The organism is Sphingomonas sp. NPDC079357, assembly GCF_044901155.1.
Lineage (GTDB): Bacteria > Pseudomonadota > Alphaproteobacteria > Sphingomonadales > Sphingomonadaceae > Sphingomonas.
The window spans coordinates 86,336-103,201 of the sequence record NZ_JBJDOM010000005.1 but is presented as its reverse complement, the minus strand read 5'-3'; the positions used below and the strand labels follow the sequence as shown (position 1 = coordinate 103,201).

The 16,866-nt window shown below is 67.8% G+C and carries 19 protein-coding genes and 1 tRNA gene; 9 read left to right on the top strand and 11 right to left on the bottom strand.

Translation table 11 applies throughout. From position 1 onward, the window contains the following. Window positions 1-70 precede the first annotated feature (70 nt). A complete protein-coding gene (locus ACI2JO_RS15175; RefSeq protein ID WP_404721456.1) occupies window positions 71-601 on the top strand; it encodes a CAP domain-containing protein in 531 nt (176 codons plus the stop codon). Between the two features lie 285 nt (window positions 602-886). On the opposite strand, the gene ACI2JO_RS15170 is transcribed toward ACI2JO_RS15175, so the two are convergent. After that, entirely contained in the window at window positions 887-1,138 is a 252-nt protein-coding gene (locus ACI2JO_RS15170; RefSeq protein ID WP_404721455.1) for a DUF2171 domain-containing protein, read from the bottom strand. A gap of 56 nt (window positions 1,139-1,194) precedes the next feature. On the opposite strand from ACI2JO_RS15170, the gene ACI2JO_RS15165 reads away from it, so the two are divergent. Beyond that, on the top strand, window positions 1,195-1,407 hold the full coding sequence (locus tag ACI2JO_RS15165; RefSeq protein WP_404721454.1) for a hypothetical protein: 213 nt from the start codon (window positions 1,195-1,197) through the stop codon (window positions 1,405-1,407). A 52-nt stretch (window positions 1,408-1,459) separates the two neighbouring features. Further along, complete coding sequence (locus tag ACI2JO_RS15160) at window positions 1,460-2,518, top strand: ribonucleotide-diphosphate reductase subunit beta (RefSeq protein WP_404721453.1); 1,059 nt, start codon at window positions 1,460-1,462, stop codon at window positions 2,516-2,518. A 242-nt stretch (window positions 2,519-2,760) separates the two neighbouring features. Here the strand turns inward: ACI2JO_RS15160 and ACI2JO_RS15155 are convergent. After that, a tRNA-Arg gene (locus ACI2JO_RS15155) sits at window positions 2,761-2,837 on the bottom strand. 83 nt (window positions 2,838-2,920) lie between these two features. Between ACI2JO_RS15155 and ACI2JO_RS15150 the strand changes: the two genes are divergently transcribed. Next, window positions 2,921-3,421 (top strand): hypothetical protein, encoded by a 501-nt coding sequence (locus ACI2JO_RS15150; protein WP_404721452.1) that lies wholly within the window; start codon window positions 2,921-2,923, stop codon window positions 3,419-3,421. Here ACI2JO_RS15150 and ACI2JO_RS15145 read toward each other — a convergent pair. From ACI2JO_RS15145 to hemB, 4 genes are all read right to left on the bottom strand, one after another. Then, complete coding sequence (locus ACI2JO_RS15145; protein ID WP_404721451.1) at window positions 3,418-5,610, bottom strand: fused MFS/spermidine synthase; 2,193 nt, start codon at window positions 5,608-5,610, stop codon at window positions 3,418-3,420. The two genes, ACI2JO_RS15150 and ACI2JO_RS15145, sit on opposite strands and share 4 nt — an antisense overlap. Next, entirely contained in the window at window positions 5,603-6,139 is a 537-nt protein-coding gene (locus tag ACI2JO_RS15140; RefSeq protein ID WP_404721450.1) for a GNAT family N-acetyltransferase, read from the bottom strand. The genes ACI2JO_RS15145 and ACI2JO_RS15140 overlap by 8 nt, the downstream gene beginning before the upstream one ends. Window positions 6,140-6,460: 321 nt before the next feature. After that, window positions 6,461-6,982, bottom strand: a complete 522-nt coding sequence (locus ACI2JO_RS15135; protein WP_404721449.1) for a GNAT family N-acetyltransferase — start codon at window positions 6,980-6,982, stop codon at window positions 6,461-6,463. Beyond that, window positions 6,979-7,971, bottom strand: coding sequence for a porphobilinogen synthase (gene hemB / locus ACI2JO_RS15130; RefSeq protein ID WP_404721448.1), 993 nt, complete (start codon window positions 7,969-7,971; stop codon window positions 6,979-6,981). Before hemB ends, ACI2JO_RS15135 begins: the two co-directional genes overlap by 4 nt. 78 nt (window positions 7,972-8,049) lie before the next feature. Here hemB and ACI2JO_RS15125 point away from each other — a divergent pair, with 78 nt between their 5' ends. Then, window positions 8,050-8,931, top strand: coding sequence for a diacylglycerol/lipid kinase family protein (locus ACI2JO_RS15125; RefSeq protein ID WP_404721447.1), 882 nt, complete (start codon window positions 8,050-8,052; stop codon window positions 8,929-8,931). A 114-nt stretch (window positions 8,932-9,045) separates the two neighbouring features. On the opposite strand, the gene ACI2JO_RS15120 is transcribed toward ACI2JO_RS15125, so the two are convergent. From ACI2JO_RS15120 to xseA, 3 genes are read right to left on the bottom strand one after another with little or no spacing between them, the layout of a single operon-like run. Beyond that, a complete protein-coding gene (locus ACI2JO_RS15120) occupies window positions 9,046-9,879 on the bottom strand; it encodes a M23 family metallopeptidase (RefSeq protein ID WP_404721446.1) in 834 nt (277 codons plus the stop codon). Continuing rightward, window positions 9,879-10,079 carry a DUF2093 domain-containing protein gene (locus ACI2JO_RS15115; protein WP_404721445.1) on the bottom strand — a complete coding sequence of 67 codons (201 nt, stop codon included), beginning with the start codon at window positions 10,077-10,079 and terminating at the stop codon, window positions 9,879-9,881. Before ACI2JO_RS15115 ends, ACI2JO_RS15120 begins: the two co-directional genes overlap by 1 nt. 13 nt (window positions 10,080-10,092) lie before the next feature. Then, entirely contained in the window at window positions 10,093-11,496 is a 1,404-nt protein-coding gene (gene xseA / locus ACI2JO_RS15110) for an exodeoxyribonuclease VII large subunit (RefSeq protein ID WP_404721444.1), read from the bottom strand. Between xseA and purD the strand changes: the two genes are divergently transcribed. Genes purD through ACI2JO_RS15095 form a run of 3 tightly spaced genes read left to right on the top strand, consistent with a single transcriptional unit; the run spans window position 11,495 to window position 13,930 of the window. Next, window positions 11,495-12,754: a phosphoribosylamine--glycine ligase gene (gene purD / locus ACI2JO_RS15105; RefSeq protein ID WP_404721443.1), complete on the top strand. Its 1,260-nt coding sequence runs from the start codon at window positions 11,495-11,497 to the stop codon at window positions 12,752-12,754. The genes xseA and purD overlap by 2 nt on opposite strands. Before the next feature lie 31 nt (window positions 12,755-12,785). Then, window positions 12,786-13,469, top strand: a complete 684-nt coding sequence (locus ACI2JO_RS15100; RefSeq protein ID WP_404721442.1) for a hypothetical protein — start codon at window positions 12,786-12,788, stop codon at window positions 13,467-13,469. Next, entirely contained in the window at window positions 13,466-13,930 is a 465-nt protein-coding gene (locus ACI2JO_RS15095) for a GreA/GreB family elongation factor (RefSeq protein WP_404721441.1), read from the top strand. Before ACI2JO_RS15100 ends, ACI2JO_RS15095 begins: the two co-directional genes overlap by 4 nt. A gap of 279 nt (window positions 13,931-14,209) precedes the next feature. Here the strand turns inward: ACI2JO_RS15095 and ACI2JO_RS15090 are convergent, their stop codons facing one another. Continuing rightward, window positions 14,210-15,505, bottom strand: coding sequence for a hemolysin family protein (locus ACI2JO_RS15090; protein WP_404721440.1), 1,296 nt, complete (start codon window positions 15,503-15,505; stop codon window positions 14,210-14,212). Between the two features lie 144 nt (window positions 15,506-15,649). Here ACI2JO_RS15090 and ACI2JO_RS15085 point away from each other — a divergent pair, with 144 nt between their 5' ends. After that, window positions 15,650-16,333 (top strand): OmpA family protein, encoded by a 684-nt coding sequence (locus tag ACI2JO_RS15085; RefSeq protein WP_404721439.1) that lies wholly within the window; start codon window positions 15,650-15,652, stop codon window positions 16,331-16,333. Here the strand turns inward: ACI2JO_RS15085 and ACI2JO_RS15080 are convergent, their stop codons facing one another. Continuing rightward, the gene (locus ACI2JO_RS15080; protein WP_404721438.1) at window positions 16,334-16,783 is read right to left on the bottom strand and encodes a nucleoside deaminase; all 450 of its coding nucleotides are present in this window, start codon (window positions 16,781-16,783) and stop codon (window positions 16,334-16,336) included. Between the last annotated feature and the right edge of the window lie 83 nt (window positions 16,784-16,866).

Sequence of the window (16,866 nt, the reverse complement as noted above, 5' to 3'; positions counted from 1 at the left end):
ATTCCATAACCGCCGGTAAGGAAGCGGCGCGGTAATTTCTCCTGGTCTTCAGGAAGAGGTTAACCGGCCCATGCCGCGTGCCACCCAGCATCGCCGTCCGTTCTTCGCTGCCGTTGCAGCGTTGCTGTGCGCTCCGTTCATCGCGGGTGCCACAAGCTATTCGAACACCTTCGACGCACGCGTGCTCGCCGCGCACAATGCCGAGCGCGCAGCCCTAGGCATCCCACCGCTGCGGTGGAACATGGAGCTGGTCGAATCGGCGCACGCCTGGGGACAGTATCTCGCCACCAGCGGTCGCTTCGAGCACGCGCCCGAGCGCCGATATGATCCGGAGGGCGAGAATCTCTGGGCCGGCACACGCGGCTATTTTGCGCCGGAGGCAATGGTCGGCGGCTGGGTACGCGAGAAGCGCTATTTCAAGCCCGGCGCGTTCCCGAACAACAGCACCACCGGCCGCGTCGCCGACGTCGGCCATTATACGCAGTTGATGTGGCGCGACACGGTCGAGGTAGGATGCGCCCTGGCGCGCGGTCATGACGAAGACGTGCTGGTCTGCCGCTACAAGAACGCTGGCAATTACCGTGGTGAGCGCCCGTTCTGACGCACCGCATGAGCGACGATCTGGTGTTTGGCCTGATTATCGCCCACAATCTGTAGCGTCTGTGGCCACCTTCGCGTAGAATGGCGGCGACACGGATCGTGACTCGGCGGAGGACCGTCGATCGCGGTGAAAGGGTGCCGAGGCGGGCGCCTGGCGCAGGCGAAGGATGGGCGGCAACGGATGAACGGCGATATGCCTCGGCAGGCAAACGAAACCCCGGCGCGCCTTTCGGCGGCCGGGGTTGTCGTGCGTGGCCGGGCGGTCAGCGTCGCGGCCGTGAGGCGATCACTCCGCCTCTTCGAACATATCCTGTGCGTTCTGGGCGGTCGCGGACAGGCGCACCGTGTCTCCTTCCACCTCGGCGACAAGCCCGAGCGGCAGATAATGGTGCTTGGCGCCCTGCCCGTCTTGCGTGGACGGCGAGTCGTTCTTGGTCAGCTTGATGCGGTCGCCATCGACATGGTCGACGGTGCCGACGTGCACGCCGTCGGCGCCGATCACTTCGGCATGTTCCTTAATCTGGGTGGCATCGACCATCATAATTCTCCTTGGTTGGCTTCGAGCGGCAAACGCGCCGGGGCGGCTTTGGTCGCATGATCGAGACGCTGCCGCTTCAGTCCGCGGTCATGTTCGCGGTCGCCGCCGTCTTCGTGGCCGCGGGAGCGTGGCTGCTTGGCCAGTTGCGTCACCCGCAGGGGCCGGCGCGCGTCTATGTTTATCGGATGGTCGGGATCATGGCGCTGGCGGGGGGCAGCGTGCTGGCGATGTCGGCCTGGGCGATGTGGCGATGGAGCCTGGAGGCCTGATCGTACGCGATCGTTGATACGTTTTTTAAATATTTCTCACCGGAGTAACCCCATGCCGCTTCTTCAGGCATCCAAACAGTACAAGCCCTTCGAATACCCGTGGGCGTTCGAATATTGGAAGCGCCAGCAGCAGCTGCACTGGCTGCCGGAGGAAGTGCCGCTCGGCGAGGATTGCCGTGACTGGGCGCAGAAGCTCACCGATCACGAGCGCAATCTGCTCACGCAGATCTTTCGCTTCTTCACGCAGGCCGATGTCGAGGTGCAGGACTGCTACCACGAGAAGTACGGGCGCGTGTTCAAGCCGACCGAGATCAAGATGATGCTGACCGCGTTCAGCAACATGGAAACGGTGCACATCGCCGCCTACTCGCACCTGCTCGACACGATTGGGATGCCGGAAAGCGAATATGGCGCTTTTCTGGAATATGCCGAGCTGAAGGAGAAGCATGATTACATGCAGAACTTCGGTGTTGACAGCGACGAGGATATCGCGCGGACGCTGGCGATGTTCGGCGGCTTCACCGAGGGCGTGCAATTGTTCGCCAGCTTCGCGATGCTGATGAATTTTCCGCGCTTCAACAAGATGAAGGGCATGGGGCAGATCGTCACCTGGTCGGTGCGCGACGAAAGCCTACATTGCGAAGGCATCATCAAGATGTTCCACACGTTCTGCGCGGAACGGCAATGCCTGACCAAGGCGGTGAAGGACGATATCGCCGACGTGTGCCAGACGACGATCCGGCTGGAAGACAATTTCATCGATCTCGCCTTCGAGATGGGGCCGGTGAACGGGATGACCGCCAAGGATATCAAGAAGTATATCCGCTACATCGCCGACTGGCGGATGGGGCAATTGGGGCTGAAGCCGATCTACATGATCGACGAGCATCCGATCCCGTGGCTGACGCCGCTGCTGAACGGCGTAGAGCATGCGAACTTCTTCGAGACGCGCGCCACCGAATATTCCAAGGCAGCGACGCGTGGGCAGTGGAACGACGTGTGGGACAGCTTCGACAAGCGCCAGAAGGCGAAGGTCACCACCACCGCGGCCAACGAAGATCCTGGCGAAACGGGCGACATGTTCTCCCGCGCGGGCGTCGCCGCCGAGTAAGCGCATTCGCCCCGGTGAATGAGGAAGGCCGCGCGTGGCGACACGTCGCGGCCTTTCACATGTCAGGGGCGGAAGCGTTGGCGACGGCGGCCGGAAGATCAGCAAGCCGCATGCGCAATATTGGCGCGAGCGGCCGGTCAATCAAAGACTGAAGAGATGCAAGCGCCGGAATAGCGGCCACGAAAAAAGGGGCAGCTTTCGCTGCCCCTCTATTTCCACGATCTTTCCCTTGAGGGGGAAAGTGGTGCGCCCGGAACGATTCGAACGTCCGACCCTCAGATTCGTAGTCTGATGCTCTATCCAGCTGAGCTACGGGCGCCCTGTGGAGCGGCGCTGTTACGCGGCGAATCGGATAGGCGCAAGGGCATTGCGCCACTTTTTTTGCGCCTCTAGGCAAAAAACATGCTTCGCCCCCTCGCCCTGCTCGCTTCACTCTCCCTGCTCGCCGCCTGTGCGAGCGATCCAACCGTCTATCCGTCGCTCGCGCCGCGCCCGGTGGAGAAGCTTGGCTTTGCGGAGCCGGTGACCGCGCCGGCTGCCCCCGCAGCGCAAGATCCTGCATTGGATGGGGAATTGGCGGCGATTGTCGCGAAGGGCAGTGCCGCCGCGCGCGACTTCGATCGGGCGGCGACACGCGCCGCGACGCTTGCGCGCGCCGCAAAGGGGGCGAAGGTCGGCAGCGATGCGTGGATCGCGGCGCAGACCGCGATCGCCGATCTGGACGCGCTCCGGTCGAGCCATGGCGACACAGTGGGGACGCTCGACGACCTCGCCAGCGGGCGCGCCGCGGCGCTACAGCCGCCATATCCGGCGCTTGAACAGGCACTTGCCAACGCTCGCGCGACAGCGGAGGCGCAGACCGCACGGATCGACGCGCTCGCGGCCTCGCTGCCGGGCGCCTAGAAGGTCAGCAGCGGAAGAATGCTGGCATATTCGTCGGTCCAGGGCGCAAATCCCGGACGACGAACCAGATTCTTCCAGTCGGCCTCACCGCCCGCCACCAGCGCGAGCGTCCACGGATCGCGGGTCATCACCACCCAGGACGACGGGGTTTCCTCTTCCTGAAGAAGCGACGGGCGGTGGTCGAGGATCAGCGCCTGCCAACCGCCGGCGCGCGCGGCGGCGGCGACCACGGGACGCAGATTGACGAAACGGTTCGAGATATGAACCGCCAGAACACCTTGCGGTGACAGAACACGCGCATAGACGGCGAATGCTTCGCGGGTCAGGAGATGCATCGGGACCGCATCCGACGAAAAAGCGTCGAGTGCGAGCACGTCCAGGCTCGCCGGGGACGCCCGCTCGAGCGATAATCGCGCATCGCCGAGCACCATCGTCGCCTTCGGTGCGCAATCTGTTACGAAGGTGAAGCGTCGGGTACGCGTCAGTGCCACCATTGCGGGATCGATCTCGTAGAAGCGCCAGCGCTGCCCCGGCTGCGCGTAGCAAGCAAGCGTGCCGGTACCGAGACCGACCACCCCGATTCGCGCATCCGGCCCGAACAGCATCGGCGCGGCGCGCATCACGTGCCCGACCCCCGAGTCGGGGGTGTAGTAGGTCGTCGGCGTCCGCTCGCGCGCGGGGGTGCCGGTCAATTGCACGCCGTGGAGCGTAGTGCCGTGGATCAACGTGCGGCGGCGCGGCTCGTCGGCAACGGTGTAGACCCCGAAATAGCTGCGCACCCGCGCGCCGGGCTCGAGCGAAAGCGACAGCGAGCGAACGCCGCCGAACAGCAGCAGCCCGCTGGTCAGTACCAGCACATAGGGGATGCGCGCGCCGAGCGACGCCAGCCCGCCGACCGCCACCATCGTGAAGATGACGCCGGTGTGGTGCACCTCGCGAAAGCCGGTCGGATCGCGCGACAGCACTAGCAATGTGAGACAGAGCGCGCCGACGATCAGTGTCGCACCCGCGACCGTCATCCCGCGGCGGTGCCAGAATGCCCGCAGCGCCGGGGTGAGATAGGTCTGCGGCACCAGCGCGCCCGCCGCGACGATCAGCAGCGGATATTCCCACGTCCAGTCGAACAGCGTCGGCGCGATCAGCCCGGCGAACACCCCGCCGAGCGCGCCGCCGAACGACATGGCGAGATAGAAGCCGGTCAGCCGCGCCGGCTCCGGGCGGAGACGATAGAGCTGCGTGTGGAGCGCGACCGAGATCATGAACAGCAGGATCAGCGCGGTAATCGCGCTGAACGTCGCGCGCTCGGCAAAGCCGCCCATCAGCACGCCGCCGAACAGCACGATCGTCACCGGCGCGCTGCTCGTCAGCAGGTCGGCCACCCTGCGTCGCGCGGCAAAGGCGATCGAGAAGCTGAGCAGGTAAAGCGCGAGTGGGATGACCCAGAGCAGCGGCATCGCGACCAGATCGGTGCTGACGAAGGTGCTGGTCGCCAGCATCATCCCGGACGGCACGAAGCCGAGTGCGATCCAGCGCGCCACCCGCGCCCGGCTGGGTGCCGGCTCCAGCGCCTGCGCGCGGGCCGGCTCGCGTCCGGCGGGTAGCAGCCGCGCGCATGCGGCGACGAGGACGATCAGCAACAGATAGCCGGCGCTCCACAGCCAGCGCTGCCGCGACACGCTGAGCAACGGCTCGACGAGCAGCGGGAAGGCGAGCAGCCCCGCGAAGCTCCCGAAATTGGAGGCGGCATAAAGCGCATAGGGATCGGTGTCGGGCCGAGCGCTGGCGAACCAGCGCTGCATTAGCGGCGCCTGCGCCGACACCGCAAAGAACAGCGGCCCGATCGAGACGACGAACAGGTACGGCACCCACAAGGCCGGCTCGGCCCCGGCGGGGAGCACGCGGTCGCGGAGCCCGATCGGCAGGAAGGCGCAGGCGGCGAACAGCACGAGCAGATGGACCACACCCTGCCGGCGCGGCGCGACTCGTCCGAGCAGGTGCGCATAGCCATAACCGCCCAGCAGCAGCGCCTGATAGACGAGCATCGCCGAGTTCCAGACCGCGGGCGCGCCGCCGAGCCGCGGCAAGGCGATCCGCGCAATCATCGGCTGGACGAGGAACAGCAGGAACGATCCGGTCAGGATCGTCGCGACGAACAGCCCTCGCCCACGCGGCGTGGCGGGGTCAGCCATTCAGCGGTCGGGCGATGCGGTAGAGGACGTGGCGGCGCAAGGGACTGTCCGGGGCAAGATCGGGATGATCGAAGTCACCGTCCTCAACGCGCGTCATGCCGAGCCGCTCCATCAGCGCGCGGCTGCGCTGGTTGGCGGGAACGGTGATCGCAAAGACCGTATCGGTGCCGCGTTCCCATTCGGCGGCCAGCACCGCGCGTGCCGCTTCGCTCGCCAGCCCCTGCCCCCATGCCTTGCGCGCCAATCGCCAGCCGATTTCGGGCAGCCCCGCGATCGGGCTGCCCACCGGGCCGGGCTCGACGCCGCAGAAGCCGATGAAGGCGCGGTCCTCCCGCCGCTCCACCGCCCAGAAGCAGCGCCCGAACGTCTGCGCGGTCTCGTTCGCCTCACTCATCATGGCGCGTGCGCCGGCGTCGGTGGTCGGCGGGCCGAGGAAGCGCATCACCTCGGCGTCCTGTCCCATCGCGTGGAACGGCGCGACGTCCTCCTCACGCCACGCGCGCAGGATCAGGCGTTCGGTTTGGATCACGGACAGTCGATTCGGCGGCTCACGGTGTCAGACAACGCCGGATCGAGCAGGTGCACCGGATGGAAATAGCCCATGTCAGGCACATGCCGCATTCCTGCTCGTGACATCAACGTTTGGTATCACCTCAGCCACGCCAGCGTTAATCAACATTCGGCGGTTCCGTGCCCGTGTTCGTCATCCGGACTCGATCCGGAATGACGCTTTTAGCCCCTTCGCCAAGAAGAAGCGGGGCGCCGGACCAAGTCCGGGGCGAGGCACGGGAGGATGTTTAGCTCAAGGACTGACAATACCATCGGAACGGACTCAGCGGCGTCCTTTCCATCACGGACGTTCGATGCGGTACGTCACGCTGTCGGCGAGCGCCGGGTCGTCGGGATATTTGGGGTGCAGGAAGTCCATCTCGGGCACATGCCGCATGCCGAGCCGGTCCATGACCCGCTGGCTGGCGACGTTGCGCCGCCCGGTGATCGCGTACACCGCGCGATCAGGCCGGTTCGCCCATGCCCAGTCGAGCCACCCCGCCGCCGCCTCGGGTGCATAGCCCGCCCCCCACCAGTCGCGGCCGATCATCCAGCCGATCTCCAGCAGGCTCTCGATCGGCGTATCCGGCGCACCGGGCTTGAGCCCGACGTGCCCGATCACCTGCCCGTCGTCGCGGCGCTCGACCACCCCGAAGCCGAGCGGCGCATAGCCCGCGTGGCGGTCCAGCACCGCGAGGCACGCCGCCTCGTCCTTCGGGCCACCGAGATCGGCGGTGACGACAGGATCGCCCCACATCGCGAACAGCGCCGCGTGATCCGCGGGGGTCGGCATTCGCAGGATCAGGCGGGCGGTCTCGATCATGCGCCGAGCAACCGCGCCGCCAGCGGTGCGTGATAGGTAAGGACGCCCGAACAGCCGGCGCGCTTGAACGCCAGCAATGTCTCCAGCACCATCGCGTCGCGATCCGCCGCGCCCGCCGCCACCGCAGCCTCGATCATCGCGTATTCGCCGGACACCTGGTAGGCGAACACCGGCACCGCGAACGCCTGTTTCACCTTCGCGACGATGTCGAGATACGGCAGGCCCGGCTTGACCATCACGCTGTCGGCGCCCTCGGCGAGATCGAGCCCGACCTCGCGCAGCGCTTCCTCGGCATTGGCCGGGTCCATCTGATAGGTGGTCTTGTCGCCCTTCAGCAGCCCGCGGCTGCCGACCGCGTCGCGGAACGGACCGTAGAAGGCCGAGGCATATTTGGCGGCGTAGGCCATGATCTGGACGTTGACGAAGCTCTCGCGCTCCAGCGCGGCGCGGATCAGCCCGACGCGGCCGTCCATCATGTCGCTGGGCGCGATCACGTCAGAGCCGTTGCGCGCCTGATTGAGCGCCTGCTGCACCAGCGCATCGACGGTGCTGTCGTTGGTAACATAGCCGCGCGCGTCGACCAGCCCGTCGTGGCCGTGGGTCGTATAGGGATCGAGCGCGACATCGGTGAGCAGGCCGATGTCGGGGACCGCATCCTTGATCGCGCGCAACGCCTGGCACATCAGGTTGTCGGGGTTGAGGGCCTCCGCGCCATCGTCGCTGCGCCGGCCCGATTGCGTATTGGGGAAGAGCGCAAGACACGGGATGCCGAGCGCAGCGGCTTCCTTGGCGCGCGCGACGATCCGGTCGACCGACCAGCGCGAGACGCCGGGCAAGGCGGCGATCGGCTCCTCGACGTCGTGCCCTTCGGTCACGAACAGCGGCCAGATCAGGTCGGCCGGGGTGAGGACATTCTCGGCGTGGAGCCGACGGCTCCAGGCGGCGGCACGGGTGCGGCGCAAGCGCAGCGCGGGATAAGCGGCGTGCATGGAGTGCGCTTTCCCGCAATCCGACTTTCCATGCAAGCGTTACGGAAGCGGAACGCGTGCTGGTGCGTTGGGCGCGGCATGAGAGAGATCCGCTCCGCCGCCCTGATCGTCAACGCCAAGTCGCGTCGTGGCCGCAAGCTGTTCAAGCGCGCGTGCCGGCGGCTGCGCGACCTGCCGTTCGGGGTGACCCCCTATGCGGTCAAGGACCCCAAGCACCTCGACCGCACGGTGCGCAAGGCGCTGGAGAAGAAGCCCGATCTGGTGATCCTCGGCGGCGGCGACGGGACGATCAGCGGGCTGGTCGACCTGCTGGTCGGGCATGACGTGATCCTCGGCGTGCTGCCGCTCGGCACCGCCAACAGTTTCGCGCGGTCGCTGGGGCTGCCGCTCGACATCGACGGCGCGATCGACGTGCTGCGCGACGGGGTGGCGAAGCGGATCGACCTCGGCATGATCGACGACGATTATTTCGCCAATTGCGCGGCGATGGGTCTGAGCCCGCAGATCGCCGAGACCGTGCCGCACAATCTGAAGAAGGTGGCGGGGCGGATCGGCTATCTCGGTTGGGCGGGATATCAGCTGACGCGGTTCAAGCCATTCACGCTCTATGTCGACGACGGCTCGGGCGAGAAGAAGCTGCGCGTTGTCGAGGTGCGGATCTCGAACGGGCCGTATCATGGCGGCACGTGGCTGGTCGACGAGGCCGGTATCGCCTCGGGCGAGATCGTCGTGCAGGCGGTGAAGGGGCATTACAAACGCCGGCTGGTGCGCAACTGGGCGTACAGCTTTCTCGGGCGCAGCGAGCGGCACCACGATACCGTCAGCTTCTCGGGCAAGTCGATCAAGGTGCGCACCGATCCGCCGCTGCCGATCTCGATTGACGGCGAGGTGCTGGCGCATACGCCGGTGACCGCGCATGTCGCGGCGGGGGTGATCGAGGTGATGGTGCCTAAACCGTAGCTCGTCATTCCCGCGCAGGCGGGAATCCAGACGCGCAGGTCTTCGCAAGAGTCGCCCCGTCAGAGGTTCTGGATTCCCGCTTTCGCGGGAATGACGGGCTGAGTGGAATAACGGTTACGGGGGCGGCATCGGCCCGGCGACGAGCAGCGGATCGATCCGCGCGCCGTTCCATGTCATCGCCCAGTGCAGGTGCGGGCCGGTCGCGCGGCCGGTGCGGCCGACCAGCCCGAGCGGCTGCCCCTGCCGCACCCGCTCGCCAACGCGCACGTCGATCCGCGACAGGTGGAGGAACGCGCTGGTCACGCCGTGCCCATGATCGAGGATCAGCAGCCGCCCCTCCAGCGTAAACGGCGGATCGGCGGCGAGCGTGACCACGCCGTCGGCGGGCGCGACCACTTCTGCGCCCTCGGGCTTCGCGACATCGACGCCGCCGTGATAGCTGCCCGGCTCGCCGGCATAGATGCGCTGCGCGCCGAACAGCCCCGAGATGCGCCCGCGCGCCGGCCAGACGAAGCGCTGCCGCCAGCCGTCCGCATCGCTGCCGGTCGCGCGCGCGGCGACGATCTGCGCCAGTTCGCCCGACCGTTTCGCGGCGAATTCCGCGCTCGGCACCGGGATCTTGCGCAGCGTGGGCAGCCGCTCGATCCGCCAGTCACCGGGGGCGATCGCCAGCGTCGCGGTCTGCGTCGTGCCGTCGGCCAGCGTCGCGGCGAGCAGCGCCTGCGGTTTGGCGTCACGGTCGAAGGCGATCACGAAGCGGCCGTCCGGGGCGATGACGACCGGCGCATTGTCGAGCGTCAGGCGGGTCGTGCCAGTCGGAGCGGTGCCGAGTACCAGCGCGCCCTGCCGCAGTCCGTCGCTCAGGCCGAAGCGCGCGGGCGGGATCGTCTGAGCCGGTGCAGGGGCAGCGACGGTCAGCAAGGGCACCAGATACGCGATCCGGCGCATCACCGCGGCGCCAGCTCCTCCATCGCGATCGCGCCGCTGGCGAACGGCCGCTGCGTCGCGACGTCCCAATAGCGCAAATCCTCGAGCGCGATCCGCGCGCCGCTGACCGCGCACACCACGTGATCGCCCGGCGTCAGAATGCGGAAGCCATTGGCCATATAATGCAATTTGGCGGGACGGTCGGTGTGGGACATCAACATCGGTATCGGGCTCTCAGATCAGGCGGGGCTGCTCGGGTTTGTCAGGATAGGCGCGGCGGGCTGCGCGCTCAACCTTTGCCTCGGGTCTGGCGCTCCCGTCGACCTGCACCGCCACCGCCCCATCGCGGAAGCGCAGGTTGAGCGCACCCGCCGTGCGCGCGGCCTCGGCAGTGGTGACGGTGCCGCCCGCCGCCGCCTCGACACGCGCATAGCCGCGTTCGAGAATTCGGTCGGGGTTCAGGCTGTCGACCAGCCGCCCGACATCGGCAAGTCGCCGCCGCGCCGCCTCCAGCCGCCGCTCCAGCGTCGCGGGACGGATCGCGCCCGCGGCATGAGTCAGCTCGCCGCGCGCGCGCGCGACGCGGCGCTCCAGCGCCCGGTCGCCGCGCATCCCGAGATCGTCGAGCCGCTGTCGCTGCGGCCCGAGCAGCCGGTCGCGGGTCGGCATCACGCGTACCAGCGCCGCCAATTGCTCGCGACCACGCTCGACATAGCGGCGCGCGCAGCGCTGCGTGCGGTTGGCCATCGCGTCGAGCGTCAGCCGCAATTCCGCAAGCACCGGCACCGCGATCTCCGCCGCCGCCGTGGGCGTAGGGGCGCGCAGGTCGGCGACATGGTCGCACAGCGTCGTGTCGGTCTCGTGCCCGACCGCCGAGATGATCGGGATCGAGCAATCCGCGACCGCGCGCACCACCACTTCCTCGTTGAACGCCCACAGATCCTCGATCGAGCCGCCGCCGCGTGCGACGATCACGAGGTCAGGGCGCGGGATCGCGCCACCTTCGGGCAGCGCGTCGAACCCGCGCACCGCCGCCGCCACCTCCTCGGCCGCGCCGGCGCCCTGCACCTTGACCGGCCAGACGATCACATGCGTCGGACAGCGATCCTCGAGCCGGTGAAGGATGTCGCGGATCACCGCGCCGGTCGGCGAGGTGACGACCCCGATCACGCGCGGCATGAACGGCAGCGGCTGTTTGCGCGCGGTGTCGAACAGCCCCTCGCCGGCCAGCTTGGCCTTGAGCTTTTCGAGCAGCGCCATCAGCGCGCCCGCGCCGGCCAGCTCCATCCGCTCGATGATGATCTGGTACTTTGAGCGGCCGGGATAGGTGGTCAGCCGCCCGGTCGCGATCACCTCGACGCCGTCCTCGGGGCGGAAGGCCAGCCCACCCGCGCTGCCCTTCCACATCACGCCGTCGATGACCGCGCTCTCGTCCTTCAGGCAGAGGTACAAATGCCCGGAGGTCGCGCGCTTGTAGCCCGAAATCTCGCCCCGCAGCCGAACGTGGCCGAACTCGCCCTCGACCATCCGCTTCAATCGGCCCGACAGTTCGCCGACGGTCAACGCCATCGCATTGTCGCCGGGCGTTGGCTCGGCTACCAGCCGCCCCGCCTGAGTATCGTAAAGGGGGTCGGCCATGAACATCCTGCTGGTGGGTTCGGGGGGACGCGAACATGCGCTCGCCTGGAAACTGGCGCAGTCTCCGACGCTGGATACGCTCTTCGCCGCGCCGGGCAACCCTGGCATCGCCGAACATGCGACGATCGCCGAGCTGGACGTGACGGATCACCGCGCGGTGGTGGATTTCGTGCGGCGTCATCGGGTTGGGCTGGTGGTGATCGGGCCGGAGGCGCCGCTGGTCGACGGTCTCGCCGACAATATCCGCTCGATCGGCGTGGCCGTGTTCGGCCCCGGCCGCGAGGCGGCGAAGCTGGAAGGGTCGAAGGGCTTCACCAAGGATCTGTGCGCGCGAATGGGCATCCCGACCGCGCGCTATTTCCGCGTCACCTCGAAGGACGGCGCGCTCGCCTGCCTCGACGATTTCGGCGACGCGTGCGTCATCAAGGCCGACGGGCTGGCGGCGGGCAAGGGCGTGGTGGTCGCCACGTCGCGCGCCGAGGCCGAGGCGGCGATCGCCGACCTCTATGCGCACGGCCCGGTCGAGGCGGTGATCGAGGAAATGCTCGAAGGCCCGGAGGCGAGCCTGTTCGTGTTGTCGGATGGCACCACCACCGCCGCGTTTGGCTCGGCGCAGGACCACAAGCGCGTCGGCGACGGCGACACTGGCCCCAACACCGGCGGGATGGGCGCGTACAGCCCGGCGGCGGTGCTGACCCCTGAGCTGGAGGAACGCGCGCTCGGCGAGATCGTCCGCCCGACGATCGATTGCCTCGCCGCCGCGGGCACACCCTATGTCGGCGTGCTGTACGCCGGGCTGATGCTGACCGCCGATGGCCCGAAGCTGATCGAATATAACGTCCGCTTCGGCGATCCCGAATGTCAGGTGCTGATGATGCGCTACACCGGCGATCTCGCCGCGCTGCTGCTCGCGGTCGCCGAGGGTCGGCTGGCCGATGTGCCCGCGCCGACCTTCTCCGACGAGGTCGCGCTGACCGTGGTGATGGCGGCGGAAAACTATCCGGCCACGCCGCGCACGGGCGGCACGATCGGCGGCATCGACGCCGCGCAGGCGGATGGCGCGGTGGTCTTTCAGGCAGGGACGGCGTTGAAGGACGGGCGGTTGGTATCGGCGGGCGGGCGCGTGCTGGCGGTGACCGCGACGGGCACCGATGTGCCCGCCGCGCAGCGCGCCGCTTATGCCGCGGTCGCGAAAGTCGACTTCCCGACCGGCTTCTTCCGCAGTGACATCGGAGCCAAGGCGGTGATCGACGGTTGAGCGGGCAGCACTTTCGGCGCAGGACCGGCTCATGAACTCAGGCACCTTCGATCTCGACCCAATTTCCCAGAACGGCGTGCTCGTCACGATCGCGCTCGCGCTGGTCGCGGTCCTCGCCGTGCTCACGATCATCGCGATGGTGTGGGGCGCACGGCTGAAGCGCCAGCGCCGCGCCGCCGAGGTCGAGGAGCAGCGCCGGATCGAGGAACTGAAGGCGGACGGCGTCGAGGCGACAAACACCGCCGAGGGCGGCTCGCCATTTGTGACGGCGGCGGATCCTGCGCCATCGGCACCGCCGACCTCCGCCCCGGTCGCCCCCGCGGCTGCGCCGGTTGCGCAGAGTCCGGCCGAGCGCGTCGCGGATGATCATCAGGCGGCGCTCCCCGACGAGCCGATCGCCGCGGCGGCCCCGCTGGATGCGACTCCCGCCAGCGTCGCCGCCGACGCGCCGGTTGCACCTGCCGAAACGGGCGGCGCGCAGTCGGTGACGATCCTCAAGGGGCTCGGCCCGAAGATCGCGACGCGGCTGTCCGAATTGGGGATCACGCGGCTCGATCAGCTGGCGTGGCTCGACGATGCCGAGGCCGAGCAGCTCGATGCGCAGCTCGGGGTGTTTGAGGGGCGTATGGAGCGCGACCGCTGGCGTGAACAGGCGCGACTGCTCGCGCAGGGCGATCGCGCCGGTTATGAAGCGCAGTTCGGCAAGCTCGGATGAGCGTCGCCTTTCGTCGCGAGAGCGATGACGAACATCTTGAGCCGAAGTTCGAATTGCCGATCCCGCCCGGGCCCAATCTGGTCACGCCGCGCGGGCGCGCGCTGATCGATGCGCGCGTGGCCGAGCTGGAGGCGGCGCTGGCGGAGGCTCCCGACGCCGAGGCGGCCAAGCCGATCGCGCGCGACCTGCGTTACTGGAAAACGCGGCGGGCGACTGCGATCGACACCGTGCCGCGCGGTGATGGGGTTGTCGGCTTCGGGAGCCGGGTGCGGTTCGCGCTGGCGGGGAAGGAACGTGAGGTGACGCTGGTCGGGGATGACGAGGCGGATCCACCGGCGGGCTTGCTGTCGTTTTCCGCGCCACTGGCGCGGGCGCTGATGGGCGCGGAAGCCGGGGAACTGGTCGCGTTCAACGGGCGTGAGGATGCGATCGAGGTGCTGGAGGTCGAAACGGCGGGGTAGCGGCGGCGATTCCGTTGCTCGTCACCCCAAGCCTGCTGTCTGGTCACCCCCTGCGTAGGCCGGAGCTCAGCTTCGTGACTTCCATGACCACGCGCACCGCTTCTTTGCGGCGATCCTCCCAACTGGGCCCCGACCGTCGTTGGGGTGACGGCTTCGAAAGGGATGGCTCTTTCTGTCGATCGTTGCCCCGGACTTGATTCGCGGCCCCGGTTATTTTGCGCGCTCAGGAAAGAAGAAACGGTATCCCGGATCAGGTCCGGGATGACGAGCGCGGCAGGATCACGCCTCGCTGACGAGCAACTTGTCGATTCGGCGTCCGTCGAGATCGATCACCTCGAACCGCCAGCCCTGTTCCTCGAAGCTCTCGCCCTCCTCGGGCAGCTTGCGGAATGCCGCCAGCGCGAGGCCGGCGACGGTGGCGTAATCGCGGTCTTCGGGCAGATCGATGCCCAGCCGCTCGGCCAGCGCATCCGCCGCCATCGTCCCCGCGACCAGCAGCGAGCCATCGTCGCGAATCACGACGTTGGGGCTTTCCTCCGGGTCGATGTCCGACAGGAACTCACCCGCGATCGCCGCGAGCAGGTTCGCAGGGGTGACGATGCCCTCGAAATGCCCGTACTCGTCGTGGATCAGCGCCATCGGCACCTCGGCGCGGCGCAGCGCGTCGAGCGCGTCCATCGCGTCGATCTGGTCGATCACCACCGGCGCCTTGCGGACCAGCTTCTCCAGGTCGAGTGTCTCGTCCCGGAACAGCGCCGCCGCCACGTCGCGCGCCTGCACCACGCCGACCACCGAATCGATTGACCCACGCGCCACCGGCAGACGGCTGTGCGGCGTCTCGCGGAGCTTGGCGCGGATACCGGCATCGTCGAGCGCGATATCGAGCCAATCGACCTCCGTGCGCGGAGTCATGACCTCGCGCACCGGCCGGTCGGCAAGCCGCACCACGCCAGAGATAATCGACCGCTCATGCTCCTCGATCACGCCCGACTTGCTCGCCTCCGCGACGATCAGGTGCAACTCCTCGGCGGTGACCTGCTCTTCATTCTCGCGGTTGAGCCCGAGAAGGCGGAACAGCAGCGCGCTGCTCGCATCCAGCACCCACACGACCGGCTTGGTAAATTTGGCGAGCCACCACATCGGCAGCGCGACCAGCGACGCGACCGCCTCGGGCTTGCGCAGCGCGAATTGCTTGGGAACCAGTTCGCCGACGATCAGCGAGGCATAGGTGGTGAGCGCGATCACCAGTGCGAAGCCGGCGCTTACGGCGGTTTCATGCGCCAGCCCCAGAAGCTCCATCCGCGCGGCGACCGGCGTGCCGAGGCTAGCGCCCGAATAGGCGCCGGTGCCGATGCCGATCAGTGTGATGCCGATCTGAACGGTCGACAGGAACTTGCCGGGATCGGCCGCCAGCTCGATCGCGGTGGCGGCACCCTTGCGGCCGCTGCGCGCCATCGCCTCCAGCCGCGCCTTGCGCGCCGACACGATCGCCAGTTCGCTCATGGCGAAGACGCCATTGAGCGCAACCAGCGCAAGGATGATGATGACGTCGACCCAGGGGAACGGCGGTAGCATGGTGTGCATCCCTCTTGGCGGCAAAGCGCGCGCGCGACAATCGGCAATTTGTTGCTGGCTGGCTTCAGCGACCATTCAGTACGCAGGCGGAACCATAAGCGCGAACGTCGGGTTGATCGACGTCAGGTATCGAAAGGGAAGAAGATGAAGCTGTCGTCGAAGCTGGCTGCCGCGCTGGCCTGCGTGTCACTGGTGGCCGTATCGGCGTGTACGACGGACCCGGATACAGGCGAGCGGCGTATCTCCAAGACCGCGATCGGCGGGATCGGTGGCGCGCTGGGCGGGTATCTGCTCGGCGATCTGGTCGGCGGGCGGCGCGACCGGACCGAAAAGATCATCGGCGCGGGGCTCGGCGGCATCGCCGGTGCCGGCATCGGCGCGTACATGGACAAGCAGGAGCGCGAATTGCGCGAACGGACGCGCGGCACGGACGTGGAAGTGACGCGCCAGGGCGACGATCTGCTGCTCAACATCCCGTCGGGGATCAACTTCGCGTACAATTCCGCGAACGTGCAGCCGCAGTTCCGCACGACTCTCGACAAGGTCGCCGGCGTGCTCGCCGATTATCGCGAGACCTATGTCGACGTCTACGGCCACACCGATTCGACCGGCAGCGATTCGTACAACCAGGATCTGTCGGAGCGGCGCGCGCGCTCGGTGGCGGACTATCTGTCGAGCCACGGCGTGCAGGACGCGCGGATCGCGACGCGCGGGTTCGGCGAGACGCAGCCAATCGCCTCGAACGAGACCGAGGCCGGGCGCGCCGAGAACCGCCGCGTCGAGATCAAGATCGTCCCGATCTCGCAGAACGATCTGCCGCGGCGCTGATCAGCGCCGGGCGGCGAAGAAATCGCGCAGCAGCACCGCCGCCTCCCCCGCCCCGATGCCGGCGAACAGCTCGGGGCGGTGGTGGCAGGTCGGCTGGGTGAAGAAGCGTGGGCCGTGCTCGACCGCGCCGCCCTTGGCGTCGTCGGCCGCATAATAAAGGCGGGCGACCCGGGCATGGGCAATCGCGCCGGCGCACATGGCGCAGGGCTCCAATGTCACCCACAGCTCGCAACCTTCAAGCCGGTCGCGACCGAGCGCAGTGGCGGCGGCACGAATCGCCAGCATTTCGGCGTGGGCGGTCGGGTCGCAAAGACGACGAGGGGCGTTGGCGGCGACGGCGACGATCCGGCCCGCGTGTACTACCACCGCTCCGATTGGCACCTCACCGGCAGCAGCCGCATCGCGAGCGGCGTCTAGCGCGACGCGCATTGGGTGTGGCAGCGGAAACATCGTCGCTGCCTAGGGTCTGTAGTCAGTCACAACAAGGAGGCGCGGCGCCCCGGCTCAAGGCCGCGGCGCCCGCCGGGCAATCC